This window comes from Duganella margarita (assembly GCF_009857535.1).
Classification (GTDB): domain Bacteria; phylum Pseudomonadota; class Gammaproteobacteria; order Burkholderiales; family Burkholderiaceae_D; genus Rugamonas; species Rugamonas margarita.
Map to the genome: position 1 here is coordinate 104,074 of NZ_WWCS01000016.1, position 23,943 is coordinate 128,016.

The window sequence follows — 23,943 nt, forward strand, 5'->3', positions numbered from 1 at the left end:
CCTAGGTGAGATGCCTATGGGTCGTTAGCTCAGCTGGTAGAGCAGCGGACTTTTAATCCGTTGGTCGCAGGTTCGAATCCCGCACGGCCTACCAAGAATTATCAAGGAAGCCCACGAATTTCGGTTCGTGGGCTTTTTTTTTGATCTATTTCTGGCCCGCATAAAGGTGTGACAATCTACGCACTTTTCCCCTATGGAAATAGTGTAAATTGATTAGCTTTATTTGCACGCCACTCCCTATGCAAACGCCAACACCTCCGGCCTCCTCGACGTCCTCGACTCCTGCTGCTGCGGCCGATATCACGGCTGATAAAAACAGTGGCGGTGTTTTGAGTAAAATTCGAGCGATATCGCTTACAGCAGTCGGTGTGGCCTCGCTATTCAGCTACTTTTTTTACATCGATTATTTCCCGTTGTTCGATCTGCAGGCAGCGTCCAGCTACCTATTTTCGGTTGTATGGGTGTTGGCGGTACTGTTAATTCTCTTGGCACTCATATTGATCGTGCCAAATATCGTCATAGGAATGGCGCTTGAGCCCAGCAAATCAATAAGGAGCGAACGAAGATTAACCGCGACAATTATCGTCTGGATGGGCTTTGGCATGCTGTCGCTCATAGGCTGGAGTGCAGGTATTTTGTTGGTCACCTGGCTGACGTGGAAACCGATTTTGGGGCTGCTAATAGGACTGGCCGTTAACACGCTACTGTGCGCAGTGCGCACTTTTTATTGCGTCAAAAAAATCAAGAAAAAGCACAGTAGCAGTGTCGCCCGGCTATGGAATATAAAAAAACTCCGATCACTCCTTGCCAGCCAGCTTGGCATCGCTGCCCTAAGCGGTGCGCTGCAACTGATGCCGCTATGGGCGCTATTGTTAGTGTTCAGTCGCGCCTCAGAAATGGCTCAGGACAGCTACATGGATTTTTTCGCGATACTGACGCAGAGCGCGATGTTTACCGCCTTTGTCGGCGGCGCGGTGTTGTATGTTGCATTTATCCCGCGACGGAGAAAGTTCTGGTGGGTTGCACTGTTCCTGATTCTCGTTTTACCGTTATTTCTAAGTATTGTTGTACGCGCCACCGGGATGCTGCCCATGACCATGGCCCAACTGACCAAGATCGGCAACTTCCGCGCGGAAAAACTCGTGCTGTCCCCCAAGGCTTGTGGCAGCATCGCGCCGATTTTTGGCATCGACTGCGACGAAAAAACTTCACCACCAATACAACTCTGCAATGTGCACATCATGTCGCGCGTTGGCCCTGAAACTTACTTGCGCATCGCCGACCGAAAAGCGGGGACGGATGGGAAATACCCAATTCATCGCATCTTCCTCCCCACGTCCGACATCACCTCAATGGAAGTGAATTTCGAGATCAAGAACAGACGCCTGAACCTCATCGACGACGATCTCGCTGGACGTAGTTCTGTTTGCGACGCTACCCTGACGACTCTCCATGGCGACTCTGCGTTCGACTTCAATGACTTCACATTAACCGACAGCGGCAAGACGCAGTTGCTGACTTTTGTCCAGGAGATCAAGAGCGGCGTATTGGGCATACAAGAAGTCCGAGTGACAGGCCATGCAGACCAGATCGGCCAAACCAAACGCAATATTTGGTTGTCAGAGCGGCGGGCTCAGGAAGTAAAACTGTTCATGGATAAGCGGTTAATTAATTTGGTGCCGGAGATAAAAATCAGCGCCACATCCGAAGGAAGCACGCACCCCGTGATGAAAGATTGCGGCGTGCTTACGGCGCTGAAAGAACGCATCAAATGCGAAGCCCCTAATCGGCGCGTGGAACTTGAAATCATCAAAAAGGCAGAGGCAAAACCAAAGTAACTGCGCGAGAACAATCTATTGGCATATGATTTTCAAGGTTCGCTGCCCTGCTTTTTCGCCTTTGCTGAATTGGACCGTACACGAGTTGGTCTTCGCGTCCAACTGCCTTGAAAGCACGACCTGCCCATATTCGCCGTAACGGCATTCCATCCATTTGCCGGCGGAGAAACTGGCGTCGTTCAGATCATAAGTCGTTGTCCATTCGCTCGCCCCTTTCTTCCAAGTAGAGTCGCCCATCAGGGTTGCCAGTTGTTCGGGCGGCCCGGCAGCGGCGCCTGCCGAAAACAGATAAAGTGGTGACGCGACATATGGCGTCCACTGCGGCGGTACTCCGGTCAGTTTGATTGATGCCTGCGAAATTTCGGTCGGGCAGATGACGCTCTGCTCGGCACCGCAAACTGACGGCGCCACAAGCACAGGCATCGTGACGAGCACAACTTTTGCGTAAGCTTTCATATTATTCAATGACCCAGAATGCGTCTGCATTATCGGTAGGATTGGCATAGCTTCCGTCAGGGTTGCTGCGTAGTTTTCGAATGAATCGGATGGAGATTTTTTCTTTTTCCACGCTGGGCCACTGATCGATGACATAAATTCCATCCGATACCTGTCCGAGATAAAACGCAGAATGATTACCCTTGCTTCGGCCTGGCCAGCGCCCATTCTCGAAATTGGCTATGGCGGTACCGGGCAAGATCTCTTTATTTCCAAGCACCTTCGCACCTTGTCGCCACATTCTGGCTGGCGGTGCATTCGTGTATCGACGAATTAAAGTAACACATTCGAAATCACCGACCTTGGGTTGCTTATCAAGCAGGCGGGCGTCAGGGTAGCGATATGGCATGACGTTCTCCTCTGGATGGGAAGACCATCTTGCCGCTAGCCAAAGCGATGCTATTGCGACCGCTCAGGCCGCAATGCCGAGCGCTGTGTTCAATATCAAAGCTATGCGATTATCGGTCGGCCGCCCTCGCTCCCCTTGCCATGTTTCGATCCAAGCGCACGGTGCCAAGGCTTCTGTGTTAGTCTGCAAGACGGCCATCGTTTGCCGTCTTCGCCGCCCGCCTAGTTGACGACTGGAATAACCAATATCTCCATGCGTCTCAACAACCCCAATCAAAACCATTTGCTGGCCGCCCTGCTGGACGCCGAGTTCGACCGTATTTCGCCGTACCTCGAACCGATCATGATGCGCCTCGGCGATGTGCTATATGAATCTGGCGGCGTGCTCAATCATGTGTATTTCCCGACCTCCGCCATCGTCTCGCTGCATTACGTGCTGGAGAACGGCAGTTCGTCGGAAATTGCCGGCGTCGGCAATGAAGGCATTCTCGGCATCTCGCTATTCATGGGCGGGAACACCACGCCCAGCCGCGCGGTAGTGCAGACGGCCGGCCACGGCTACCGCCTCAAGTCGCACATTCTGATGGAAGAATTCAACCGGGCCGGGCCGGTGATGCGCCTGCTGCTGCGCTACACGCAAGCCTTGATCACGCAGATGTCGCAAACGGCCATCTGCAACCGTCATCACACCCTGGACCAGCAGCTGTGCCGCTGGCTGCTGCAAACGCTGGACCGTCTGCCGACCAATGAGCTGACCATGACGCAGGAACTCATCTCCAACATGCTCGGTGTGCGGCGCGAAGGCGTGACGGTGGCGGCAGGCCGGTTGCAGACGCAGGGCTACATCAGTTGCCGCCGCGGCCACATTTCGGTCATCGATCGCATTGGCCTGGAAAAAGACGCCTGCGAATGCTATGACGTCGTCAAAAAAGAATTCGCGCGGCTGATGTCGGACGTGCGCCAACGCCAGGGCGTCAAATGAACACCGTGCTTCCCCCCGAAGGCAATGCCCTCAAGGCCGATGCCTTGCAATCGGCGATACATAACAGCGCCACCTTCTCCAGCATCGCCACCGATGCCCATGGCGTGATCCAGATCTTCAACGTCGGCGCCGAGCGCATGCTGGGCTACAGCGCGGCGGAAGTGGTCAACCAGATCACGCCGGCCGGCATCTCCGACGCCCAGGAAATTATCGCCCGCGCCGCTGCGCTCAGCCTGGAAGCAGGCATGACGATTCAGCCCGGCTTTGAGGCGCTGGTGTTCAAGGCGTCGCGCGGCATCGAGGACATTTACGAGCTGACGTATATCCGCAAGGATGGCAGCCGCTTCCCCGCCATCGTCTCGGTCAGCCCGCTGCGCGATGCGCATGAGAAGATCATCGGCTATCTGCTGATGGGCACCGACAACACGGCGCGCAAGCGGGTCGAAGCCGAGCAGTCTCTGCTGGACCAGCGTCTGCGCCAACAACAGCTCGCACTGCAAGAAACCAATGTGGCGCTGGAAGCCGCGCGCGCGGCGGCCGAGAAGGCCAATCACGCCAAGTCCGATTTCCTGTCGAGCATGAGCCACGAGCTGCGCACGCCGCTCAATGCAGTGCTGGGTTTTGCTCAGTTACTGGCGTCCGAGAAGCCGCCGCCGTCGGTGTCGCAACAGCGTTCGCTCGACCAGATTCTCAAGGGCGGCTGGTATCTGCTCCAGCTGATCAACGAGATTCTCGATCTGGCCATGATCGAATCCGGCAAGGTCACCATGTCGCAGGAATCCATGGGCCTGGCCGAGGTGTTCAAGGACTGCCAGGCGATGATCGGTCCGCTGGCCGACAAGCGCGGCATTCACCTGGTCTTCCCCACGTTGAGCCGGCGCTTCTTTGTGCACGCGGATCGCACGCGTGTAAAACAGGTGATGATCAACCTGCTCTCCAACGCCGTCAAATACAACCGCCGCGGCGGCACGGTAGAGGTCGGATGCGAAGAAGGCCATGAGGGCATGGTGCGCATCAGCGTCACCGATAGCGGCGCCGGCTTGTCGCCCGAACAGGTCGACAAATTATTCCAGCCCTTTAACCGGCTCGGACAGGAGGACGGCGCCGAGGAAGGCACCGGTATCGGTCTGGTGGTGACCAAGCAGCTGACCGAGTTGATGGGCGGCTCGATCGGCGTCCAGAGCAGCGAAGGCGTGGGCACCACGTTCTGGATTGAACTGGTGGCCAGCGATGAGCCAACGCTGGAGCCGATGGCGCTGGATGCCTTGCTGCCGGCGGAGACGCAGGACGCCGCCTCGCTGGCGACCTTGCTGTACATCGAAGACAACCCGGCCAATCTGGCGCTGGTGGAGCAGCTGATCTTGCGCCGCAGCGACCTCAAGCTGCTAACCGCGATCGATGGCCACACCGGTATCCAGCTGGCGCAAACCTACCAGCCAGACATGATTTTAATGGACATCAATCTGCCGGGCATCAGTGGCTATGGCTGCCTGAAAATCCTGCAAGACAATCCGGCGACAGCGCATATTCCGGTGCTGGCCCTGTCGGCCAACGCCATGCCGCGCGACATAGAAAAAGGGATGGCGGCGGGATTCTTCCGTTATCTGACCAAGCCGATCAATGTAGTCGAGTTCATGAGCGCGCTGGATGTGGCCCTTGAATTTTCCGCCGCCCACACAGGAGTCCCATCATGATTGAATCTTCCGAAATAGCCGCTGCGGGCATCCTGATTGTTGACGACCAGGAAGCGAACGTGATGCTGCTCGAGCAGATGCTGGCGAACGCCGGCTACACCAACGTCAGCAGCACGATGGACCCGTTTGCCGTGTCCGGCCTGCATCGCACCCATCACTACGACTTGATCCTGCTGGATTTGCAGATGCCCGGCATGGATGGCTTTGCGGTACTGGAAGCGCTCAAGGAAGTCGAGCCGGACGGTTATGTGCCGGTGCTGGTGGTCACCGCGCAGCCGGGCCATAAACTGCGCGCGCTGCAAGCCGGCGCGCGCGACTTCGTCAGCAAGCCGTTCGAGCTGATCGAAGTGGAGACGCGCATCCGCAATATGCTGGAGGTGCGGCTGCTGCACCGCAATCTGGAAAAGATGGTCGAGGAGCGCACCGCGCAGCTGCGCGCCAGTGAAGCACGTTTTCAGCGCTTCGCGGAATTGTCGACCGACTGGTACTGGGAACAGGATGCCGAGGGCGAGCTGACCAACTGGTCCGGCCCAGTCGCTGACATGGTGGGCATCGGCGGCACCGAGACCGATGGCTGGGATGTCGAGGAACGCGCGCTGTTGCAGTCGAATATCGCCGAGCGCAAGCCGTTCCTGGACTTTGTGTACAGCCGGGCCACGACAGCGGGCGCGGTGCAGTATCTGCAAGTCAGCGGCGAGCCGATGTTTGACGAGGCCAGCCGCTTCATCGGCTATCGCGGCGTGGGACGTGACGTCACCGCGATGGCGGCGATGTTCGCCCGTCCGGATTAAGTCAGTTCAGCTGGCCGGCGGCACCAGGATCGCGCTGGCGATCAGCTGGAACAGCCGGTCCACGCGGGACGCGAACAAGGGCTGATCGTTCAGCCACGCCAGCGCGCTGACCAGCGCGAACAAATCCGCCCCATCGATATCCAGCCGCGCCTCGCCCTGCGCTTGCGCGCGCGCCAGCAGTTGCGAACCCGAGGCCCGCATCGACACGCATGACGCATGCAGGGCCGAATCCGGCTCAGCGATGGCGGCGGTCATCGCGGAAATCACGCCGCGATGGCTGTGCGTCAGCGTGACCATCTCGCGCAGCCACAACACCAGGGCATTGCCGGCCGACGCCACCGTTTCGAGCTCACCGGCTTTCGCCGTCAGTTGATCAAAACTCTTGCGCAGCAACGCGTCCAACAAGGCTTCCCGCGATGGGAAGTGACGATAGAGCGTGCCAATACCGACCCCGGCCCGGCGGGCGACTTCACGCATGGAGGCGTCCGCCCCCTGCTCGGCGACGACCTCACGCCCTATTTCAAACAGATGATCGTAATTTTTTTGGGCGTCAGAACGCATCAGATAGCTTGACAAACGGAGCACCGCTCCGTATATTTAAAACACAAACGGAGCACCGCTCCACCTTTTCGGAGCTTCGCTCCGGTATTCATTATCAATTCTCGCAAAAGGAAAAGCAATGTCAAACACGACGATGAAAGCAATTCGACAACATGCCTTCGGCGGGCCCGAGGTATTGCAGTATGAAGAGGCGCCCATGCCCGAGCTCAATCCCGGCGAAGTGCTGGTGCGCGTGCACGCGGTCGGGATCAATCCGCCGGACTGGTACCTGCGCGACGGCTACAAGATGCTGCCGCCTGAGTGGCAGCCGCCGGTCTCGTTCCCATTGATTCTGGGTACCGACGTATCGGGCGTCATTGCAGCGGTGGCAGCGGATGTAACTGGTTTCTCCGTTGGCGACGAGGTATTTTCGATGGTGCGCTTCCCCACCGGCCTGGCGGGCGGCAGCCGCGCCTATGCGGAATATGTCAGCGTGCCGGCTGCGGAGGCGGCGCACAAGCCGGCCGGCATCGATCACGTGCAGGCCGCCGCCGTGCCGATGTCACTGCTGACCGCCTGGCAGTTCATGATTGAACTTGGCCACGATGTTCAGAATCCGTTGCAGCCAAATCGTCATGAGCCGGTGCCGCTTGAAGGCAAGACCGTCCTCGTCAACGGCGCGGCCGGTGGCGTCGGGCACTTCGCGGTGCAGCTTGCGAAGTGGCGCGGCGCCCGCGTGATTGCGGTGGCCTCCGGCGAACACACGGCAATGTTGCGCGATCTTGGCGCAGACGAAATCATCGACTACACCCAGACTGCCGCCGAGGATGTTGTACGCGATATCGACCTGGTCATCGACGCGGTCGGTGGTCCGACCTCGGGCCGCTTCTTGCGCACGCTGAAGCGCGGCGGCGCGTTGTTCCCGGTGTTCCCACTGGGCTTCTCCGGTAGCGAAGAGGCCGAGAAGCTGGGCGTAACGGTATCGTCCACCCAGGTTCGCTCAAGCGGTGCGCAATTGGCTGAGCTCGCACGGCTGCTGGATGCCGGAACTATCCGCGCCGTCATCGACAGCACCTATCCGCTGGCCGAAGCACGCAAGGCCCACGAGCGCGCGGCCGCTGGCCACATTCGCGGCAAGATCGTTCTCACGGTGGCGCAATGACGGCCCATGGGACAGCCCGGTGGTTCGAGATGGTGGGCGAGGTGCTGGTGGCCGCAGCCACGCAGGCAGGCCTTCCACCGGAGTGCAATATTCGCCTGGTGGAGCGCTACATCGACGGCGCCGAGCTGAGCCCCGGCCTGGTCCAGGGCCTGCGCTTTGACATCGTCAATGGCAAGCCGGCCTTCCAGCTTGGCGCCCGACGTGACGAACGGGGCGACATCACGGTCGAGGTAACAAAAGCAGCCTCGTACACGCTCAACACCTTGCGGAGCGAAGACCCGCGCTTTCACGCCGCGTTCACAAACCTGCTGGCCGCCGGCGAATTGAAGATCGACGGCGACCTGTCGCAGCTAGGAAGCTGGTTCAGCGTGGTGCATGACCGGATCGTGGATCACACAAGCTAGCAAAGAAAGATGCTATTCTTGTAAGCCACAGCCTCTCGCCCCTTCAAGGAAAATATGCGTCAACTGCTTGCCTGCTTACTTCTCATTGCTTTGTCCGCCTGCTCCACGGTCGATGTCACGTCCAAGCAATTCATTCCGAAAGACGCAGGGAAGCTGTCAGTTCTGAAGAAGGCGGCGCCGGACTACCAGATCGACAATATCGAATTCAAGCACCCGGATGGCGCGATCAGCCGGGGCATTTTCGTGCACAAGCCGGACGCGCAATTTACCGTGCTCTACTTCATGGGGTCGGGTGTCCGGATCGATGTGAATGGCGCATTTATCGCAAAGCCATTTGTCGAGATGAACGCCAATTTCATCAGCTACGACTATCACGATTTTGGCCGCAGCGATGCGCCGGAGTCCGCATTTGGCCTGCCAGAGCTGAACGCAGAAACCCTTGCGCTGTATGACCATGTACGCGCCACGACCAACGGCAAACTGGTCGTCCACGGCCATTCGTTTGGCAGCTTTGTCGCCGCCACATTGGCGAAACAACGGCCTCTGGACGCCCTCGTGCTGGAAGGCACCGGCACCAGCGCGCAAGCGTATGCCGACAACATGGTGCCGTGGTACGGCAAGCCCTTCGTGCGCATCAAGCTGGATCAGGAACTGCTGTCGATCGACAACCGCGCCGCGCTACGGGCGTATCAGGCCCCTGTGCTGATTATCAGCGGCGTCAATGACGTGCAGACGCCGCTTGCCACCGCCCGCGAACTCTTCGACGGGTTGAGTAATCCGCATAAACGGTTTGAAGCGGTCAAAGACGCAGGCCATATGAACGCGATGACGAAACCGGAAACCCGCCGCGTATATCAGGCTTTTGTCAGCGGCGTCTACGAGTAGGCGTCGCGAAAACAGTAGCGTTCCCGCCAGCTGGAGCGGCTACAATGACAGCATCTTTAGAATAATAGAAAACTGCACCATGACTTACGAAGAATTCCTGGACGAGATTGCAACATTACTCACCGAGATGTACGACCTGACCGATGAAGCTGCAATCAAGCTGGTGGTCGATGCACAAGACAACGATTATTTTGTCGTGCATGACGACAAGGAAGAACTGCGCACCGTCGCCCAGGCCAAACTGGACGCCACCGCCCTCTACGAAGCCAAGCAGAACAAGAATCAAACCCAGCGCAAGCAGCAGCAACGTCAGGTACAAAAGAAAAAAGCCCCTTGATCGGGGCCGTCAGCAACGCGCCGACGAGTTGGCCGCGCGATCTGGCATCACCATAAAAAAAACGCCAGCATCAGCTTAATGCAGTTAAGTTAAGCTGAAATTTCACATCGTCATTCCCGCGCAAGCGGGAATCCATAGGACGTTTGCCTGGCAAACGCGGCATGGGTTCCCGCTTGCGCGGGAACGACGGCGCTTAACTTAACGGCATCAAGCATCAGCTGGCGTTTTTTACTTCAAGCCTTGCGGCGACGGGCCACGTAGCCCATCAGCGCCAGCCCGCCAAGCAGCATGGCGTAAGTGGACGGTTCAGGCACGGGGGCGGTGTAAAAGGCCACGTTCGAGAACGTCGGCACGCTATTGGCATTGCCCGCGTTGTTACGCCATTGAATCAGCCAGTCGCCGGTCACGGTCTGCCCTGCGCCGACCGTCAGGTGATCGAACAGGAAGCTGCCGACGTTGTTCCCAGCGTGGAACGACAGCACCAGGTCAAAGACGGTGTTGACGTTGCGGCTGTTGGTGATCGACCAGGTACCGTTCTTGCCGCTTTGCGCTTGCGCCAGGGAGAACGTCAATTGGTCGCCCAGCATTTTGTCGCTGAACACCATGTTGTTGCTGGTTTCGACCGTTCCTGCCAGCACCCAGTCGCTCGCCGCGACGCCGGTGGTGCTAAAGAACTGGCTGGCAAAGCCGGCCGTCGAGTTGACCGGATTGATCTGCGATCCCTGTACCAGGGCGAATTGATTCGCGCTGTTGTGGGTCAAGGTGACGTCGCTCGCGCTGGAAGCGCCCGCGCCCGGATTGGCGGCGTGGGCAGCAGTGGCGGCAAACATGGCGCTGATCAATACAGCTTTGATAATGGTGTGCATTTGGGATCTCCGGGCGGCTGGCAAGGAATTTCCATGGGAACAATATAATTTCCTTGATGAAATCAAGATAACGCCAAGCATGAAGAAATGCAAGAAATATATTGATTGATGTAAAAATGAAACTAAATAACGCCGGCTTTACAACAGCAAGCCGGCGTCCTTGGCCGTTTAGAACGCCGCCCGCAGGCCGATGCTGACGCGGCGGCCCACATCTTCCAGCGTCAGGAACTGGCTCTCGTTGAGCGCATATTCATGCGTGCGCGCGTTGTTGAGATTGATGGCGTCGGCGTACAGCGACAAGGTCGGCGTGAGGTTGTAGCGCAGGCTGGCGTCGGTCTGGCCGTAGGCGGCGCGGGTGCGTGGCTGGGTACTGCCGCCGCCGCAATCGACCGAAAAGTGATTGCGCCAGTTGTAGCTCACACGCGCCTGGAACTTGCTGTTCTCGTAGAACAGCGAGCCGTTGTACGACTGCTTCGACAGGCCCGGATAGCCGCACGCCGGCGTGCTGCTGTCCACCTCGCGGCTGGCGCTGGCGTCGACGTAGGTGTAGTTGGCCGTCACGCCGAAGCCACGCAACCATGGAGTCGCGGCGTCGAACGCATACTGGCCGGCGATCTCCACGCCCTTGATCTTGCCCTTCTGGCCGTTGCGCACACGGGTGTCGTGGACGATTTCGTCAAACTGCGGAATCTTCATGTCCACCAGCCGCGTCTCCAGAAAGTCCGATACGTATTTCTGGAACACCGCCGCGCTGACGTAGTTGGTTTTCGACAGATACCATTCCCACGACACATCGTAGTTATTCGACTTCATCGGCTTCAGGTAAGGATTGCCGCCGCCGGTCTGCACGTCACCGAAGCGGCCGCCGTAGTAGTTGTCCACGCCCATCTGGTTCAGCGTCGGCCGCGTCTCGGTCTTGGAGGCGGCCAGGCGCAGCAGCATCTCCGACGTCAGGTCGAACTTCAGGTTGGCCGACGGCAGCACGCTGTTGTAGCTGTTGCTGACCGTGGTGGTGGTCATCGGTCCCCAGTTGGAGATAAAAGTGGTGTCGTTCGGGCTCTTGGTGGCCGACAGCAGCACGCGGCTGATACCGGTCGAGCTCGACTGCACATGCACCACCCGCACGCCGGCATTGGCCGACCAGCCGGCGCCTTCCCACTTGCTGTCGACGAAGAAATTGGAGACTTTCTCTTTCACGCCCCACATCGACGGCAAGGTGTAGTCGATCGCCATCGGACCGTTGGGATACTTGGTGGTGTCCAGGTACAGCGCCGGGTCGTTGGACTGCGCCAGGATCGAGCGCTGGTTCAGGTAGTTCATGTACGCGTACGGGTCGAAGCTCAGGTAAGCACTCGGCACCTGCGCGCCGTTGCCCATGAAGTTCTCCATCGGCGTCACCGTAAACAGCGACGACGGCAGCGGCAGATGGTAGCCGCTGAAGGTATTCCACGCGTCATTCTTCCACTCGGTGCGGTCGACGCTGCGCTGCGAATAGCCAAGGCCGGTATCAATGCCCTTGAAGTAACCGATCTCATGATTCCAGCTCAGGCCCAGCCGGCCTTCCGACAGCTTGTCGTGGTTGCGGATGTCGCCATTGGAGACGGCGTGCGCGCGCACCGCAGTCGGATCGGCGATGCCGTCGCCGAACACCACCGACGGCGTGCCGCCAAAGCTCAGCACGTCGCCATTCCTGGGCACCATGCCGGCCACCACCCACATGTCCGGCGAGTACGAGGTGGTGCGCGAGGTCGATACATCGCCCTCCAGCTTCCACTCCGGCGCCAGCGCCCACTTGGAGTTCAGTCCAAACGCGCGCGTGATCGACAGCCGGTCGCCGCCCTTGACGATCATGTCGTTCGAGTTGGCCTCGCCCAGCAGGTTGCCGCTGCCGGCCAGCGCCGGGTTGTTGGCGTAAAACGTCGAGCCCGGGCGCAGGAAGCTGGTGACCTGGTTGTTCTGGTTCACCTGCGCGCCCAGCAGCTGCGGGTTGATCCAGTCGCTGAACGCGATCACGTCGTTGCGCTGGTCCAGCCGCGAGTACAGTGCGTCGGCCGTCATCTTCCACGTCGGCGACGGGTTGTATTGCACCGTCAGATTGCCGACCAGGCGTTTGCGGCTTTCGTTTTCCTGCTGGTAGCCGAAGCTCTGCGGCAGGTAGAGTTTTTTGGTGGTGACGTCGGCCATGGTCAGGCCCTTGGAATTGAGGTCGCCGTTGATCAGCGAGACGTCGCGGTAATTCCACGCATCGGTGATCGCCTTGTTCTGCTTGGAGGCGCGGTCGGTGTACGACAGCGAGGTGGTCACGCCGAAGTTGCGCTCGGCGTTGGCGAACGAGTACATGCCGCTGAGGTTGGGCGTCTTCCTCTCCGAGTTGGAGTCGTACGATTCCGACACATTCACCACCGAACTGTGCCCGACCTTGCCGGACAAGGGCCGCGCGGTCTGGATATCCACCGTGGAGCCGATGCCGCCCTCGGGCAGGAACGGCTGCGAGGTCTTGTACACCAGCGCCTTCGAGATCAGGTCCGATGACAGCAGGTCGAACGAGAACTCGCGGCCGCCGGTATCGCTGGTCAGCGTGCGGCCGTTGACCAGCACGTTGTTGAACTCCGGCCCCAGCCCGCGCACGGAGATGTAACGCCCTTCCCCGCCATTGCGCTGGATCTGTACGCCGGTGACGCGCTGCAGCGATTCGGCGATATTGGTATCGGGGAATTTGCCGGCGTCCTCTGCGGACACGGCATCGACCACGCCATCCTGCATGCGCTTGGTGTTCAGCGAAGAGCTGAGCGAAGCGCGGATGCCGCTGACCACCACGGTCGGACCGGCGTCGGCGGGTTGGTCGGTGGTTTGCGCCTGGGCGCTGAGGGAAAACAGCAGGTCGGCAATGAGCGCGGCCAGCACGGTTTGACGCAACGTTGCGTGAGGTATAGCCATGATGTTGTCTCCATCTTGTAAGTTTTATGAATGACATCGGTGTAGCCGGTCTGATCTTACGCCCGACCCAACCATGTCAATCTATTACTTCTTTACGAAATGGCATTCCAAAATGGTATAACTCAGCGGCCTCCTCTCAGCGCAGCGACACGCCGCTGGTGCGCACAGGCAACGGCCGTGGCATATGCACATCACGCACCGCCAGCTGCTCGCCCAGTGCGTGGATCATGCGGCCCAGCGGCGTTTCCACCCAGCGGTAGAAGGCGGCGCCGGCCGTCAAACTGGCGGCCCACGCCACCAGCATGCCCAGCAACTGCCATGCCGGTTCGGCCGGCGCAAAGCGGGTGAAGGCGGCGTTCACCAGCAGGCACACCGGGAAGTGGATCAGGAAGACCGAGTACGAAATCTTGCCAAGGCCATTGACGACGCTCCACGCGCGGCCCTGGTCGGGACTCTTGGCCCGGCCAAACAGGAACAGCGCACAGGCCACCACGGCGGCCAGCGCGATCCGGCTGCGGAACTCCAGCGCCAGACCGGCCACGGCAGGCAGCAGCGCCATCATCATCAACATTACCGCCACGCCCGGTTTGCGGCGCGGATCGCTGGCCCACCACGCCATGATGCCGAGACCGTAGCTGCCGAAGAAATACGGCGCCCAGTTGTCCCAGTCGGCATCCAGGTTAAAGTACAGCAGCGACAGCGTGACGCCCGCCGCTGCGACCAGCGGCATCAGCCAGGTAACCGGGCGCCGGCCTTCGACAATGCCGCCGACCCATAGCGCCAGCACCAGCAAGGCGTACAGCTGGAAATCGATGGCCACATACCAGGCCCCGGCCGACACCGACGCGTAACCCAGCACGCCGTGCAGCAGCAGCGCATGCGCGGCCAGCTGGCTCAGCGTGGCGGGGGCGGAAATCGAATCGTGGGTCATCCATTCAGCGGCCCAGGACGAGGCGACGGCGGCGATCAGCGTCGCGGCGAAGAATGCCGGCGCCAGCTTGGTGTAGCGGCGCCAGATGGCGCGCAGCGGCTGGCCATAGCCGGCATGGCCGGACGGCGCCAGCGATTTGGCCGCAAGAAAGCCGCCGATCACCAGGAACACCTGAACGGCAATGCGGGCGCTGCCGCTCAGCCAGTCGATCAACGCCGGGAAGATGATACGGACGTGATCAGACATCGGGCCATAAAACGCCAGATGGTGCAGCACGATCAATTGCGCCGCGCCGGCTTTCAACAGATTAATCAAACCAAACTGCGACGGGGCCGGCTTCACCGTGCCAGGCGTCGGGCCTGTATCTACTTTCATTCTTGTTCCTTGCTGTCAACTTGCCAATAAAGATGGCTTATTTTTATAGCAGGCCGACATGATAGCCGAGGTTGACCGATCGGTGTCGCCCGAAACAATTTAGCAATATTTTGATTTACGCTGCAAAGGGGCGGAAATTGGCGTGCTAGCGTGGCGAAATGACTGTTTCCTACTTCGCGCAGCTGCAAAACAATCCCGGCTGGTTTGCTATCAACGTGCTGGTGCCGGTACTGCTGCCCTTCGCAGTAATCACCGCCGTCGCCACCGCTACGGGCGGGTGGCGCACGTTTGTATTGATGCTCAAAAAATCTGTCGACAGCGGACAATTATTTTGGGTGGTTATCGGAATGCCGGCGGCATCAGGATATGAGGCCTTCTCCGCTTATAACCGGCATCCTGAGCTTGGCGAATTCATCGCGTGGACGCTGGGTTGGTGTGTCGTCGGCGCCGTGTTCAGTTCGATTTTCATTGCTATCAATGCTTCCCGCTCGTTGCAGCAAGAGCCTGTAAGACCCATCATCGTTTGGATATCGATTTTAATGACCTTGACGCTGTCTTGCTATTACCCGTTTGTCCACTTCATTGTCTTATAGTGCTAAACTCAAAAGGCACATTGCATATGTGAGGCTACCCATGAAAAAAAAACTGAAAGCACTCATCGTGAGTGATAAGTTCAGCGACATTCTGGGTTACGTCGCCGGGGCGATCATGCTGATCGGCGTTATTGGACTGCTCATACTTGCCCCGCATTCCTGAGCGCTTGAACTTTCGCGCGCCAGCAAGTACAATGCTGGCCCTTGGGTCGTTAGCTCAGCTGGTAGAGCAGCGGACTTTTAATCCGTTGGTCGCAGGTTCGAATCCCGCACGGCCTACCAAGATTCATCAAAAAAGCCTACGAATTTCGGTTCGTGGGCTTTTTTGTTTTCATTGACCTTCTGGCAGGCACCCCGTCCTGGGGAAAAGCTGAGACAAAACTGTATCATTAGATATTTTTGACAACTAATGCATATCGGCTTGCCTTGTAGAACAATGCTTTCCGTAATGTTAGCCGGTCGGCCAACGACGAATTGGATGCGGATGCTCAACCTGGTACCTCTACACGCAACGCTTGAACGTCCGGAGGGAAAGCGCAGTTATCTGGTTGCGGCGCCGCCCGCCGTCATGCCCGAAAAACGGGGGCTGGTCGTGATACTGCACGGCGCCGGCGCTTCGGCTGAGCAGGTGCTGGGATTGGCATATCCGCCGTCGCCGCTGTCGCTGTGGCTGGACATTGCGGCACGCGAGAACCTCATCGTGATCGCGCCGGATGCGGGCAAAGGTGGCTGGAGCGATTGCTTCGCGTCGCACGCGCGCGTGGCGCGCAAGAACGATGTGTCCTTCATCGATGCGCTGATTGACCATGCCATCGCCCGCCACCAAGTCGATCCGGCCCGCGTCTACCTGATCGGCGTATCGCGCGGCGGCTGGATGGCGTACGCGGCCGCCATGGCGATCCCGCACAAGCTGGCGGCGTTCTCGGTGATATTGGCCGGCATGCCGCCGCCCGGCCGCATCACCATGCCCACCACGCCGCTGCCGGCGCTGATCTTCGGCTGCACCGCCGACCCGCTGATCCGCTATCACGGCGGCAAACCCTGGTATGCATTCGGCTTTGCCGAGCCGGTGCGCAGCATCGAGGACAGCGTACAAGTCTGGCGCGAACTGGCGGGCCTGCCGGACACGCCGGTAGTGCACAAGCTTCCCGTCAGCGACCCGCAAGGCCGCACCAGCGTCACCCGCTACCTGTGGGGCGAGGCGGCGCACCAACTCCAGGTCGGCCTGTACCGCATCGACGGCGCCGGCCATGCGGAACCGAGCCGCCTCAAGCGTTATCCTCGCTTCCTCAACTGGCTAACCGGTCTGCAAAACGCCGATCTGGAAGTCGCTGAAGCGGCATGGGAGTTTTTCCGCGACAAGCAAGCCAGATAAGCATTCAGCGCGATTTCTTGCGCGCCGAGGTGTCGGTGCGCACGTAAAAACCCGGCGGCTTGTTGGCCACCCAGGCAATAAAATTCTGGATATCCGGATGCGCACGCAGCGCCTCCCACGTATGGTAACTGTGCAGCAGCTCGCGTTCGGTGAACACCGAGTGGATCTTGCGGTGACAGATTTTATGGATCGGAAACTGCTCCTTGCCCTTGAAGGTCTTGGGCACCAGGTGATGACGGTCGATGTTGACCGTACCCAGCACCCGGCCGCACAAGGGGCAGTGTTCCGCTTCCATCGCTAGCGGCGGAACTTGCGCGGCTGGCGTTTGCGCGCCGCCGAGTTCTGTTCCTGCAAGATCGAATCGACCCGCTCCGACGCCTCGCGCGACAGGCGCTGCGCCAGTTCGGTATCCGGGAAGTATTCCGGCTGACGGTAGGCCAGCCACGCATAGGCCGAGTACAGCCGGCACGCGTCTTCCACTTCCTGCAAGTTCATGTAATGCAGCGGCCGGTCGTTGGCGGTCAGCGGCGTGATCTTCTTGTGCGCCAGCGCCTTGGCCCAGGTCTCCCACGCGTTCTGCAACGACGGCACCTTGGACGAAATCGGCACCAGCGACAGCGCAAACTTCTCGGCCACCGTCAGCTGCAAGGTGTCCAGCCAGGCCGCGCGCTCGAACTGCTCTTCGGTAATGCGCGGATAGAAGAAGCCATCCGGCACATCGATGTTGTGTACAAAGCGCTTCAGCAATTTCGCCAGCCCATGCTCATGCGTGACCGACGAGATACGGTGCAGATGCTCCAGCGTCGGCGCGACGGCAAAGCCGGTCGCCTTCAGCGGCACCGGCTTCTCGCGCAGCAGCGAGCGCATCACATTGTGGGTCTCGTTGTCGTAGCCGGCCACCAGGCCTTCTTCGTGCACGCCGAAACGGCCGGCGCGGCCGGCGATCTGGCGCGCCAAGGCGGCCGGGATCTCTTCCTCCTCGTAGCCGTTGTACTTGACGGTGGTGGTCATCACCACGCGCGCGATCGGCATGTTCAGCCCCATGGCGAGGGCGTCGGTGCCGACCACTACGTCGGCCGTGCCTTCGCGGAAGCGCTGGGCTTGCGCGCGCCGCACTTCCGGCGACAGGTTGCCGTACACCGTGGCCACCGACAGGCCCATCTCGGTCACCATATCGCGCCACATCAGCACTTCGCGGCGCGAGAAGCAAATCACTGCATCGCCGCGCCGCAGACCGCTCAGCTTGCGCACGGCGTTGGTTTCCATGGTCAGCGGCCCCTTGCGCTTGAGGACGTGCACCTCCAGCTCGCACTCCAGCCGCGCCGCCAGCACCTCGATGGCGCGCCGCGCTTCCGGCGCCCCCACCAGGTAGACGATGCGCGCCGGCACGCCGCAGACGGCGGCAGTCCAGGCGGCGCCGCGGTCGCGGTCGGCCAGCATCTGGATTTCATCGATGACGGCCACATCGACCGGGGTTTGCGTATCCAGCATCTCCACCGTGCTGGCGACGTGGGTGGCGCCCGGCACCAGCCGGCGCTCCTCACCCGTGACCAGGCTGACCTTCAGCGGCTTGCCGTGCTGCTCCATTTCCTGCAGGCGTTCGTAGTTTTCCAGCGCCAGCAGACGTAGCGGCGCCAGATAGACGCCGCTCGGCGCCTTGGCCAGCGCCTCGATCGCCTGGTGGGTCTTGCCGGAATTGGTCGGTCCCAGCACCGCGATGAACTTGCGCTTGATGCGGCGCGCGAGGTCGAACGAGGCCGGATATTCGGCCAGATTGATGCTCTGGCGGGTGCGTTCGGCGTGCTGCTCCTCCATCTCGCGCTCGACCGCGTGCTCCAGCCGCAGGCGGATGCGGTCGAACACCATGCCGGCCGGCTCGGCGATCTGCATATCATTCAGCGCTTGCAGGAACGGCTCGGCGTCCATGTCGCAATCGTCGCAGGCGTCGGCCAGCTCCTGCACGAAGTCGCTGACGTAGCCGTGCAACTCGGCCGCCACTTCCTCGCTGGCGCGCTCCAGCAGCAATCCGGAGCGGGTGTCCTCATCCAGCTTGCGCCATTTGGACGACTTGGCCAGCACGCCCTGAGCCGGTACCAGGTCGTAGGCCACGCGCCGGTCGCCGTACTTGACGACGCCGCTGATGCGCAGGAACACCCTGCCCTCGGCCTTGGCCAAGGCGATGCCGCGTTCGGTCAGGCCGAGATGGCGCATCAGGTCATCGTCCTCTGCCGGGTCGCCGTCGGCGGATGAAACGAAGGGGGCGGAGGCTTTTGTCATGGCATATCAGATGGGGTGAGCTCGGCCCGGATTATACCGCGCAGGCGCTGGCCGGATGGCGTGCGGCTCTGATTTCTGGCACCATACGGCGGTTTTACACCGCCGTCTTGCCAGAAAACCTCCCATGCCCCAAACAATCAATATCGCCGTTCATCACGAACTGCTGATTAAAAAAAGCCGCTTTATTGCCTGCGTCCAGCCGATGACCGATCGCGCCAGCGCGCAGAAAATCGTGGCGGCATTATGGGAACAGCATCCCGGCGCCGCCCACGTATGCTGGGCATTATTAGCCGGCGGCCAATCGGCCGCAGTCGATGATGGAGAACCGAGCGGTACCGCCGGCCGTCCGATGCTCGATGTATTGCGCCACCAGGATCTGGAAGGCGTATTAGCCACCGTGGTGCGCTATTTTGGCGGCGTTAAATTAGGCGCCGGCGGACTGGTGCGGGCTTATACCGACAGCGTAGCCCAGGCTTTATTAAAGGCGGAGAAAATCCCCATTATCAAACAGCGCTTCCTGATTTGCAGCGCGCCATACGCGATGGAAGGTCTGGTGCGACGCGAAATTGAAATGGCCGGCGCCGAGCTGAATAATGTCCAACATGGGAATGACGTGCAGTTTGAATTTAATCTCCCTGACACCGCCGCCGATGCGCTGATGACTCGCCTGAACGAAGCCGGCCATGGACGCATCGTCTGGACCAATCCCGACGATACGTCCTCAGCAAGCTGAATTTTGGTGTCTTCGCGCTAATTTTTGGCATGACTGCCGAGCCACGTCAGCTTGTGCCACACGGATTCAAGCGGTCCTTGCTGATGCCGGGCCAGCCACCACACGCTGAACTGCCGCTGCATCAGCGCCAGTGCGATACCGATCGCCAGCGCAAAACTGGCGCCGGTGTATTGATACATGCCCAGGCCAAAACCATAATAAATCGAGGTGCCGATAATCGACTGCACCACGTAACTGGTTAAACTCATGCGGCCGAGCGGTGCAAAGAACATCAGCCAGCGCTGCGAATAAAACATCAGCACAAATACCGATACCAGCACCACCATGAATGCCACGTTGGACCAGGAAGTAATAATCACCAGCAGCGGACGACGCACGGCCTCACCTACGCCCCAGAATTCCGGCCAGGTCTTGAGCACATAGAATGGAATAAACAGGACTATCGCAATAACCATTGCCCGGCGCCAGAATATCGGATCGCTAAATAATCCCTTGCGGCCAGCCAGCATACCCAGCATGAATAAAGCCGGAATTTGGAATATCCGGCCATTTTCCCAGCTCCAGCGAATCACCCCGATTTTCCCGTTGGTGAGATTACCCGTCCAAACCTGCAAGGCCGAACCGTGGGCAAAATAATCATTGGCCCGACCGAAATAAGCCCACGAAGCCGGATTAGGTAATTTCGCATTCGGGTTCGGCAAGGCCTGGAATAACTCCCACCATGCATACGGCTGCAACAATAAAACCACCGCAATAATCAATACCCAGCGATTACTGAGCCGCGCGACGGGTATCAGCGTCAATCCCAGCACCGCGTAAATACTCAGGATATCGCCGTGATAAAACATGGAATTGAACAGGCCAAACGCCAGCAGCAACGCCAGCCGCCAGGCGAAGCGGGCGCGAAAGTCCTCGCCGCGCCGTTCACGGTTGTGATATTGGATGTAGAAAGTGAGGCCAAACAGCAGCGCAAAAATGGCGTAGGACTTGCCGCCAAACAGGAAAAACAGGCTATCCCAAATGGCCTTGTCGACCGTTTTGAGCCAGGACGGCAGACCTGCCGGGGCAAAATAGAAGTCAAAATGCTCGATATTGTGTAACAGCATGATCGACACAATGGCAAAGCCACGTAGCGCATCGATCACATCCAGCCTGGAAGTCGTTGTCGTTATAGTCATGCGTCTCCACCAAGGTAAGCAAAATGCCAAGCTTACCTTGTTTTTTTAACTAGCCAGACGAAAAACTTTAACGGCGTCGGCCAGGCGGCCGGCTTGTTCCTGCAACGCGCCTGTGGCGGCGGCGGCCTGCTCTACCAGCGCGGCATTCTGTTGCGTGGCGCTATCTATGGTGCCGATGGCCTGGTTGACCTGGTCGATGCCCATCTCCTGTTCGCGGCTGGCGGTGGCGATTTCGCCCACAATCGTGGTCACCCGCTGGATGCTGGAGACGATTTCCTCCATCGTCCCGCCGGCCTGGCCGACCAGCGCGCTGCCCGCCCCCACCTGCGCCGCCGACGCTTCGATCAACTGCCGTACTTCCTTGGCGGCCGCATCCGAGCGGTGCGCCAGGCCGCGCACTTCCGACGCCACTACCGCAAAGCCGCGGCCCTGCTCGCCGGCGCGCGCCGCTTCCACCGCAGCGTTGAGCGCCAGGATGTTGGTCTGGAACGCGATCCCCTCGATCACCGCGATGATGTCGACAATCTTCTGCGAGGAGGCATTGATGTTGCCCATGGTGGTCACCACCTGCGCCATCACCTCGCCGCCGCGTGTGGCGACTGCGGCCGCCGACGAAGCCAGCGTGTTGGCTTCGCCGGCGTTATTGGAATTCTGCCGCACGGCCGAGGTCATCTCTTCCATTGACGAGGCGGTCTCTTCCAGCGAACTGGCTTGTGATTCGGTGCGCGCCGACAAATCCATATTGCCCGCTGCAATCTCGCCGGAGGCCAGCGCAATCGCATCGGTACCGCCGCGCACCTGACTGACGATGCCGTGCAGGCTGTCGTTCATCTCGCGCAGGGCGCGCTTGAGCTGCCCGGTTTCGGTAATGTCCTGCCCGGACACCTCAATCCGCGACGACAGATCGCCCTTGGCCACGCGCGCGGCAAACTCCACCGCCTCGCCCAGCGGCGTCAGGATGGAACGTGAAATCATCTGCCCCACCACCAGCGACACCACCACCGCCAGCAGACCGAAACCGAGGATATGGATGCGCGACTTGACCACCGCCTCATCGCCGACCGCCTTGGTCGCCTCCGAGTTTTTTTCGATCAGGTCGCTCAGCGCGGCCATGCTTTTCTCCAGCACGCGGAAGCTGTCCATAAACGCGGGGAACCTGGTTTGCGCCGCCGGCGGATTGGTCAGCGACAGCTCGACCATCTCCTCCGCACTTTTCAGGTAGCGTTCCACGTCCGGCCGCACCTGTTCCATGGCGCGGCGAACCTCGGCGTCGGTGCTGGCGCCGTCCATGTCCTTGATCAGCTTGCGAAACAGCGCGATGTGTTCCGCCGTATCCTGCCGCACTTCCTTGATTTCGGCCGGATCGTTCTTGCCGGACGCCAGCCGGGCTGCCAGCACGTCGGCGCGCAACGCGTCGTGGGCCTGATCGGCTTGCAACTGATCCTTCATCGCCGAACTGTTGGTGCTGATGGCGTCCATCGAGCCGTCCAGAACGTACACCGCGTAATAGCCTACCAGTCCTACCAGACTGACGAATACCAGCGTCGCCAGGTTCATCAACAACAAGCGCTGCTTGATGGTCAATCGCATGAGCTCTCCTGTTTAGAATTTGATGGACAGTCCCACCGTCCAGCTCCAGTCCGGCGTGTTCTTGTTGAGGCCGCGAGACAGCGCGGTATCGACCTGCACCAGGTCGGTCAGCAGATAGGCGGCGCCGACGTCGAAGTGGTGACGCTGCCGCCGTGGCGGCCCTTGGCGATCTGTGGCGCCGAGTATTCGATGAAGCTGCGGAAGCGCTCGTTCCACTCCTTGCCGAGCACGATGCCGAAGATGCCGCTGCTGTAGCGCGCGCCGCTATCGTCATGCTGCCAGGCGATGCCGGGCATGACGCCGAGGCTGAAGTCCTCCGGCAATTCCCATTCGGCCGCCAGGCGCAGCGAACCGCCCTTGCCGGTGGCGCGGAAGGCGCTGGAGCCGCTGTCGAGGTCGACGTGGGCCAGCACGCCCATCGATGGCAGCGAGCCTTGCGCATCGGCCACATGCCATTTGACGCCGACTGAGACGTCGGCGTAGCCGTTGTCGGTGGAGCGCTCGCCGGTGTTGAGGTCGTCGGTAACGACACGCATGCGGCCATCGGTTTCGATGCGCGCTTCCACCGTATCGCTGAGGCCGAAGCGCAGCAGGGTTGGCGTGGAATAGGTGCGTTCCTTGATGCCGTTGGCCTTGTTGCGATCCAGCGCGAAGCTGGTTTCAATCTGGACGCGGCCGGCACCGACGACGTTGCTGGACTCGACGAAATCCGGCCGGTCGGTGACGATCTGGTCTTTCTCATCGGCCTGGGCCAACAGCGGGTATGCCAGCAACAACGTAGCAAGCATCTTGATATGCATGTCTCCTCCACGAGCGAAGCGCGAGAGGTCCACCCTAACACATTGGCGTAGATCAATTGTTGGTAAATCCCAACATCGCTTCAGCCGCAGTCAGCACATCAACTAGCGAAAAAGGACGATACTCAACGTGGTGACGAGTACGATACCGCCTCCCGCCAGCGAGGTAGATACCATGAATTTGATCATCTTATCGCGACCAAGTGGCGTAGAGGCATAGCGAACAAAAGAGTCAATCAGGTTTCCCATGTTTATCTCCCTGTGATCACGAAATGAAAAATGGCGAAGGTCAAAGCCGATAGCACCGTGAAGACTATTGATACTAGCACTATCCGCAAGGCCCCGGAGGCGGGCTTGTTATCACTGCGATCCAGTGAATCAATGGCTCCGAGCATGACCAGCACCGCAGAATAGATGATTAGAACCACATGAAAAACTAAAGCCGTCCATGCGATAACGCGCGGCCATCCGCTGGCGTTTTCCAGATAGCCAGCCAGCTCATAAGTGGCTCCGGCCGACATGGCGATCACAGGCCAAAACAACTGGCCATCTTTTACTACACTGTAGACCAGCCCCCGCGCATGCTCTCGATAGGTTCGCCCAATGCCCAGCAACGGTAGCAGAGCAATCGGTGCGAAGATGGGGATGGCGATGTGGACGAAAATCCAGGCGATGAATTGAAGGGCATTCATAAATTCTCCTTTCTCAAGGGTGTCCGTTTCCGGACGGGTGTGGGCGGAGACGGGCAACGCGGTGGCGTGGCGGTAGATGGCCGGATCAGCTTAGAGCCTTGATTTGCCTGGGTTTGTCTTTTT

Annotated in this window: 24 protein-coding genes and 2 tRNA genes; 14 read left to right on the forward strand and 12 right to left on the reverse strand. The window is 59.7% G+C overall.

Annotated features, from left to right (window positions below):
• The first annotated feature begins 18 nt into the window (after positions 1 to 18).
• Positions 19 to 94: transfer RNA gene (locus GTP55_RS21805), tRNA-Lys, on the forward strand.
• Positions 95 to 239: 145 nt separating this feature from the next.
• The gene (locus tag GTP55_RS21810; RefSeq protein ID WP_161046935.1) at positions 240 to 1,838 is read left to right on the forward strand and encodes an OmpA family protein; all 1,599 of its coding nucleotides are present in this window, start codon (positions 240 to 242) and stop codon (positions 1,836 to 1,838) included.
• Between the two features lie 15 nt (positions 1,839 to 1,853).
• Here the strand turns inward: GTP55_RS21810 and GTP55_RS21815 are convergent, their stop codons facing one another.
• Both GTP55_RS21815 and GTP55_RS21820 read right to left on the reverse strand, forming a co-directional pair.
• A complete protein-coding gene (locus tag GTP55_RS21815) occupies positions 1,854 to 2,294 on the reverse strand; it encodes an STY0301 family protein (RefSeq protein WP_161046936.1) in 441 nt (146 codons plus the stop codon).
• A gap of 1 nt (position 2,295) precedes the next feature.
• The gene (locus GTP55_RS21820) at positions 2,296 to 2,682 is read right to left on the reverse strand and encodes a BPSL0067 family protein (RefSeq protein WP_161046937.1); all 387 of its coding nucleotides are present in this window, start codon (positions 2,680 to 2,682) and stop codon (positions 2,296 to 2,298) included.
• A 252-nt stretch (positions 2,683 to 2,934) separates the two neighbouring features.
• Between GTP55_RS21820 and GTP55_RS21825 the strand changes: the two genes are divergently transcribed.
• Genes GTP55_RS21825 through GTP55_RS21835 form a run of 3 tightly spaced genes read left to right on the forward strand, consistent with a single transcriptional unit; the run spans position 2,935 to position 6,148 of the window.
• Positions 2,935 to 3,663 carry a Crp/Fnr family transcriptional regulator gene (locus GTP55_RS21825; RefSeq protein WP_161046938.1) on the forward strand — a complete coding sequence of 243 codons (729 nt, stop codon included), beginning with the start codon at positions 2,935 to 2,937 and terminating at the stop codon, positions 3,661 to 3,663.
• Positions 3,660 to 5,357: a hybrid sensor histidine kinase/response regulator gene (locus tag GTP55_RS21830; RefSeq protein ID WP_161046939.1), complete on the forward strand. Its 1,698-nt coding sequence runs from the start codon at positions 3,660 to 3,662 to the stop codon at positions 5,355 to 5,357. The genes GTP55_RS21825 and GTP55_RS21830 overlap by 4 nt, the downstream gene beginning before the upstream one ends.
• Positions 5,354 to 6,148 carry a response regulator gene (locus tag GTP55_RS21835; protein ID WP_161046940.1) on the forward strand — a complete coding sequence of 265 codons (795 nt, stop codon included), beginning with the start codon at positions 5,354 to 5,356 and terminating at the stop codon, positions 6,146 to 6,148. Before GTP55_RS21830 ends, GTP55_RS21835 begins: the two co-directional genes overlap by 4 nt.
• Before the next feature lie 6 nt (positions 6,149 to 6,154).
• Here GTP55_RS21835 and GTP55_RS21840 read toward each other — a convergent pair whose 3' ends face one another.
• Entirely contained in the window at positions 6,155 to 6,709 is a 555-nt protein-coding gene (locus GTP55_RS21840) for a TetR/AcrR family transcriptional regulator (RefSeq protein WP_161046941.1), read from the reverse strand.
• A 118-nt stretch (positions 6,710 to 6,827) separates the two neighbouring features.
• Here GTP55_RS21840 and GTP55_RS21845 point away from each other — a divergent pair, with 118 nt between their 5' ends.
• The 4 genes from GTP55_RS21845 (at position 6,828) to GTP55_RS21860 (ending at position 9,476) form a co-directional block, all read left to right on the forward strand.
• A complete protein-coding gene (locus GTP55_RS21845; RefSeq protein WP_161046942.1) occupies positions 6,828 to 7,850 on the forward strand; it encodes an NADP-dependent oxidoreductase in 1,023 nt (340 codons plus the stop codon).
• Entirely contained in the window at positions 7,847 to 8,254 is a 408-nt protein-coding gene (locus GTP55_RS21850; protein WP_161046943.1) for a hypothetical protein, read from the forward strand. Before GTP55_RS21845 ends, GTP55_RS21850 begins: the two co-directional genes overlap by 4 nt.
• Positions 8,255 to 8,308: 54 nt before the next feature.
• Positions 8,309 to 9,139 carry an alpha/beta fold hydrolase gene (locus tag GTP55_RS21855; RefSeq protein WP_161046944.1) on the forward strand — a complete coding sequence of 277 codons (831 nt, stop codon included), beginning with the start codon at positions 8,309 to 8,311 and terminating at the stop codon, positions 9,137 to 9,139.
• Between the two features lie 79 nt (positions 9,140 to 9,218).
• The gene (locus GTP55_RS21860; RefSeq protein ID WP_161046945.1) at positions 9,219 to 9,476 is read left to right on the forward strand and encodes a hypothetical protein; all 258 of its coding nucleotides are present in this window, start codon (positions 9,219 to 9,221) and stop codon (positions 9,474 to 9,476) included.
• A gap of 233 nt (positions 9,477 to 9,709) precedes the next feature.
• Here GTP55_RS21860 and GTP55_RS21865 read toward each other — a convergent pair whose 3' ends face one another.
• The 3 genes from GTP55_RS21865 to GTP55_RS21875 all read right to left on the reverse strand — a co-directional run bounded on the left by GTP55_RS21865 (position 9,710) and on the right by GTP55_RS21875 (position 14,585).
• A complete protein-coding gene (locus GTP55_RS21865) occupies positions 9,710 to 10,342 on the reverse strand; it encodes a PEP-CTERM sorting domain-containing protein (protein ID WP_161046946.1) in 633 nt (210 codons plus the stop codon).
• A 168-nt stretch (positions 10,343 to 10,510) separates the two neighbouring features.
• Positions 10,511 to 13,279, reverse strand: a complete 2,769-nt coding sequence (locus GTP55_RS21870; RefSeq protein WP_161046947.1) for a TonB-dependent receptor — start codon at positions 13,277 to 13,279, stop codon at positions 10,511 to 10,513.
• Positions 13,280 to 13,415: 136 nt separating this feature from the next.
• Positions 13,416 to 14,585, reverse strand: coding sequence for an acyltransferase family protein (locus GTP55_RS21875; protein WP_161046948.1), 1,170 nt, complete (start codon positions 14,583 to 14,585; stop codon positions 13,416 to 13,418).
• Between the two features lie 158 nt (positions 14,586 to 14,743).
• On the opposite strand from GTP55_RS21875, the gene GTP55_RS21880 reads away from it, so the two are divergent.
• The 4 genes from GTP55_RS21880 to GTP55_RS21890 all read left to right on the forward strand — a co-directional run bounded on the left by GTP55_RS21880 (position 14,744) and on the right by GTP55_RS21890 (position 16,553).
• Positions 14,744 to 15,178, forward strand: coding sequence for a hypothetical protein (locus GTP55_RS21880; RefSeq protein ID WP_161046949.1), 435 nt, complete (start codon positions 14,744 to 14,746; stop codon positions 15,176 to 15,178).
• Between the two features lie 40 nt (positions 15,179 to 15,218).
• Positions 15,219 to 15,341 carry a hypothetical protein gene (locus tag GTP55_RS30105; RefSeq protein ID WP_267876111.1) on the forward strand — a complete coding sequence of 41 codons (123 nt, stop codon included), beginning with the start codon at positions 15,219 to 15,221 and terminating at the stop codon, positions 15,339 to 15,341.
• Between the two features lie 43 nt (positions 15,342 to 15,384).
• A tRNA-Lys gene (locus GTP55_RS21885) sits at positions 15,385 to 15,460 on the forward strand.
• Positions 15,461 to 15,662: 202 nt separating this feature from the next.
• The gene (locus tag GTP55_RS21890; RefSeq protein ID WP_267876868.1) at positions 15,663 to 16,553 is read left to right on the forward strand and encodes a CE1 family esterase; all 891 of its coding nucleotides are present in this window, start codon (positions 15,663 to 15,665) and stop codon (positions 16,551 to 16,553) included.
• Between the two features lie 4 nt (positions 16,554 to 16,557).
• On the opposite strand, the gene GTP55_RS21895 is transcribed toward GTP55_RS21890, so the two are convergent.
• Together GTP55_RS21895 and GTP55_RS21900 are read right to left on the reverse strand one after the other, a co-directional pair.
• Positions 16,558 to 16,848, reverse strand: coding sequence for a hypothetical protein (locus GTP55_RS21895; RefSeq protein ID WP_161046951.1), 291 nt, complete (start codon positions 16,846 to 16,848; stop codon positions 16,558 to 16,560).
• A 2-nt stretch (positions 16,849 to 16,850) separates the two neighbouring features.
• Positions 16,851 to 18,830: a helicase-related protein gene (locus tag GTP55_RS21900; protein ID WP_161046952.1), complete on the reverse strand. Its 1,980-nt coding sequence runs from the start codon at positions 18,828 to 18,830 to the stop codon at positions 16,851 to 16,853.
• Positions 18,831 to 18,954: 124 nt separating this feature from the next.
• Between GTP55_RS21900 and GTP55_RS21905 the strand changes: the two genes are divergently transcribed.
• The gene (locus GTP55_RS21905; RefSeq protein WP_161046953.1) at positions 18,955 to 19,563 is read left to right on the forward strand and encodes an IMPACT family protein; all 609 of its coding nucleotides are present in this window, start codon (positions 18,955 to 18,957) and stop codon (positions 19,561 to 19,563) included.
• A 17-nt stretch (positions 19,564 to 19,580) separates the two neighbouring features.
• Here the strand turns inward: GTP55_RS21905 and GTP55_RS21910 are convergent, their stop codons facing one another.
• From GTP55_RS21910 to GTP55_RS21925, 4 genes are all read right to left on the reverse strand, one after another.
• Positions 19,581 to 20,741: a DUF418 domain-containing protein gene (locus GTP55_RS21910; protein WP_161046954.1), complete on the reverse strand. Its 1,161-nt coding sequence runs from the start codon at positions 20,739 to 20,741 to the stop codon at positions 19,581 to 19,583.
• A 45-nt stretch (positions 20,742 to 20,786) separates the two neighbouring features.
• A complete protein-coding gene (locus GTP55_RS21915; RefSeq protein WP_161046955.1) occupies positions 20,787 to 22,331 on the reverse strand; it encodes a methyl-accepting chemotaxis protein in 1,545 nt (514 codons plus the stop codon).
• A gap of 107 nt (positions 22,332 to 22,438) precedes the next feature.
• The gene (locus GTP55_RS21920; RefSeq protein WP_229258098.1) at positions 22,439 to 23,131 is read right to left on the reverse strand and encodes a transporter; all 693 of its coding nucleotides are present in this window, start codon (positions 23,129 to 23,131) and stop codon (positions 22,439 to 22,441) included.
• Between the two features lie 248 nt (positions 23,132 to 23,379).
• A complete protein-coding gene (locus tag GTP55_RS21925; protein ID WP_161046956.1) occupies positions 23,380 to 23,820 on the reverse strand; it encodes a hypothetical protein in 441 nt (146 codons plus the stop codon).
• Between the last annotated feature and the right edge of the window lie 123 nt (positions 23,821 to 23,943).

What these genes read in the sequence shown, in the direction of transcription:
- GTP55_RS21890 (WP_267876868.1), top strand. Translation starts at nt 15,663, where the DNA reads ATGCTCAACCTGGTACCTCTACACGCAACGCTTGAACGTCCGGAGGGA.
- GTP55_RS21925 (WP_161046956.1), bottom strand. Translation starts at nt 23,820, where the DNA reads ATGAATGCCCTTCAATTCATCGCCTGGATTTTCGTCCACATCGCCATC.
- GTP55_RS21870 (WP_161046947.1), bottom strand. Translation starts at nt 13,279, where the DNA reads ATGGCTATACCTCACGCAACGTTGCGTCAAACCGTGCTGGCCGCGCTC.
- GTP55_RS21880 (WP_161046949.1), top strand. Translation starts at nt 14,744, where the DNA reads ATGACTGTTTCCTACTTCGCGCAGCTGCAAAACAATCCCGGCTGGTTT.
- GTP55_RS21810 (WP_161046935.1), top strand. Translation starts at nt 240, where the DNA reads ATGCAAACGCCAACACCTCCGGCCTCCTCGACGTCCTCGACTCCTGCT.
- GTP55_RS21830 (WP_161046939.1), top strand. Translation starts at nt 3,660, where the DNA reads ATGAACACCGTGCTTCCCCCCGAAGGCAATGCCCTCAAGGCCGATGCC.
- GTP55_RS21835 (WP_161046940.1), top strand. Translation starts at nt 5,354, where the DNA reads ATGATTGAATCTTCCGAAATAGCCGCTGCGGGCATCCTGATTGTTGAC.
- GTP55_RS21825 (WP_161046938.1), top strand. Translation starts at nt 2,935, where the DNA reads ATGCGTCTCAACAACCCCAATCAAAACCATTTGCTGGCCGCCCTGCTG.
- GTP55_RS30105 (WP_267876111.1), top strand. Translation starts at nt 15,219, where the DNA reads ATGAAAAAAAAACTGAAAGCACTCATCGTGAGTGATAAGTTCAGCGAC.
- GTP55_RS21920 (WP_229258098.1), bottom strand. Translation starts at nt 23,131, where the DNA reads ATGCATATCAAGATGCTTGCTACGTTGTTGCTGGCATACCCGCTGTTG.
- GTP55_RS21815 (WP_161046936.1), bottom strand. Translation starts at nt 2,294, where the DNA reads ATGAAAGCTTACGCAAAAGTTGTGCTCGTCACGATGCCTGTGCTTGTG.
- GTP55_RS21850 (WP_161046943.1), top strand. Translation starts at nt 7,847, where the DNA reads ATGACGGCCCATGGGACAGCCCGGTGGTTCGAGATGGTGGGCGAGGTG.
- GTP55_RS21905 (WP_161046953.1), top strand. Translation starts at nt 18,955, where the DNA reads ATGCCCCAAACAATCAATATCGCCGTTCATCACGAACTGCTGATTAAA.
- GTP55_RS21855 (WP_161046944.1), top strand. Translation starts at nt 8,309, where the DNA reads ATGCGTCAACTGCTTGCCTGCTTACTTCTCATTGCTTTGTCCGCCTGC.
- GTP55_RS21820 (WP_161046937.1), bottom strand. Translation starts at nt 2,682, where the DNA reads ATGCCATATCGCTACCCTGACGCCCGCCTGCTTGATAAGCAACCCAAG.
- GTP55_RS21915 (WP_161046955.1), bottom strand. Translation starts at nt 22,331, where the DNA reads ATGCGATTGACCATCAAGCAGCGCTTGTTGTTGATGAACCTGGCGACG.
- GTP55_RS21875 (WP_161046948.1), bottom strand. Translation starts at nt 14,585, where the DNA reads ATGAAAGTAGATACAGGCCCGACGCCTGGCACGGTGAAGCCGGCCCCG.
- GTP55_RS21845 (WP_161046942.1), top strand. Translation starts at nt 6,828, where the DNA reads ATGTCAAACACGACGATGAAAGCAATTCGACAACATGCCTTCGGCGGG.
- GTP55_RS21895 (WP_161046951.1), bottom strand. Translation starts at nt 16,848, where the DNA reads ATGGAAGCGGAACACTGCCCCTTGTGCGGCCGGGTGCTGGGTACGGTC.
- GTP55_RS21840 (WP_161046941.1), bottom strand. Translation starts at nt 6,709, where the DNA reads ATGCGTTCTGACGCCCAAAAAAATTACGATCATCTGTTTGAAATAGGG.
- GTP55_RS21860 (WP_161046945.1), top strand. Translation starts at nt 9,219, where the DNA reads ATGACTTACGAAGAATTCCTGGACGAGATTGCAACATTACTCACCGAG.
- GTP55_RS21910 (WP_161046954.1), bottom strand. Translation starts at nt 20,741, where the DNA reads ATGACTATAACGACAACGACTTCCAGGCTGGATGTGATCGATGCGCTA.
- GTP55_RS21900 (WP_161046952.1), bottom strand. Translation starts at nt 18,830, where the DNA reads ATGACAAAAGCCTCCGCCCCCTTCGTTTCATCCGCCGACGGCGACCCG.
- GTP55_RS21865 (WP_161046946.1), bottom strand. Translation starts at nt 10,342, where the DNA reads ATGCACACCATTATCAAAGCTGTATTGATCAGCGCCATGTTTGCCGCC.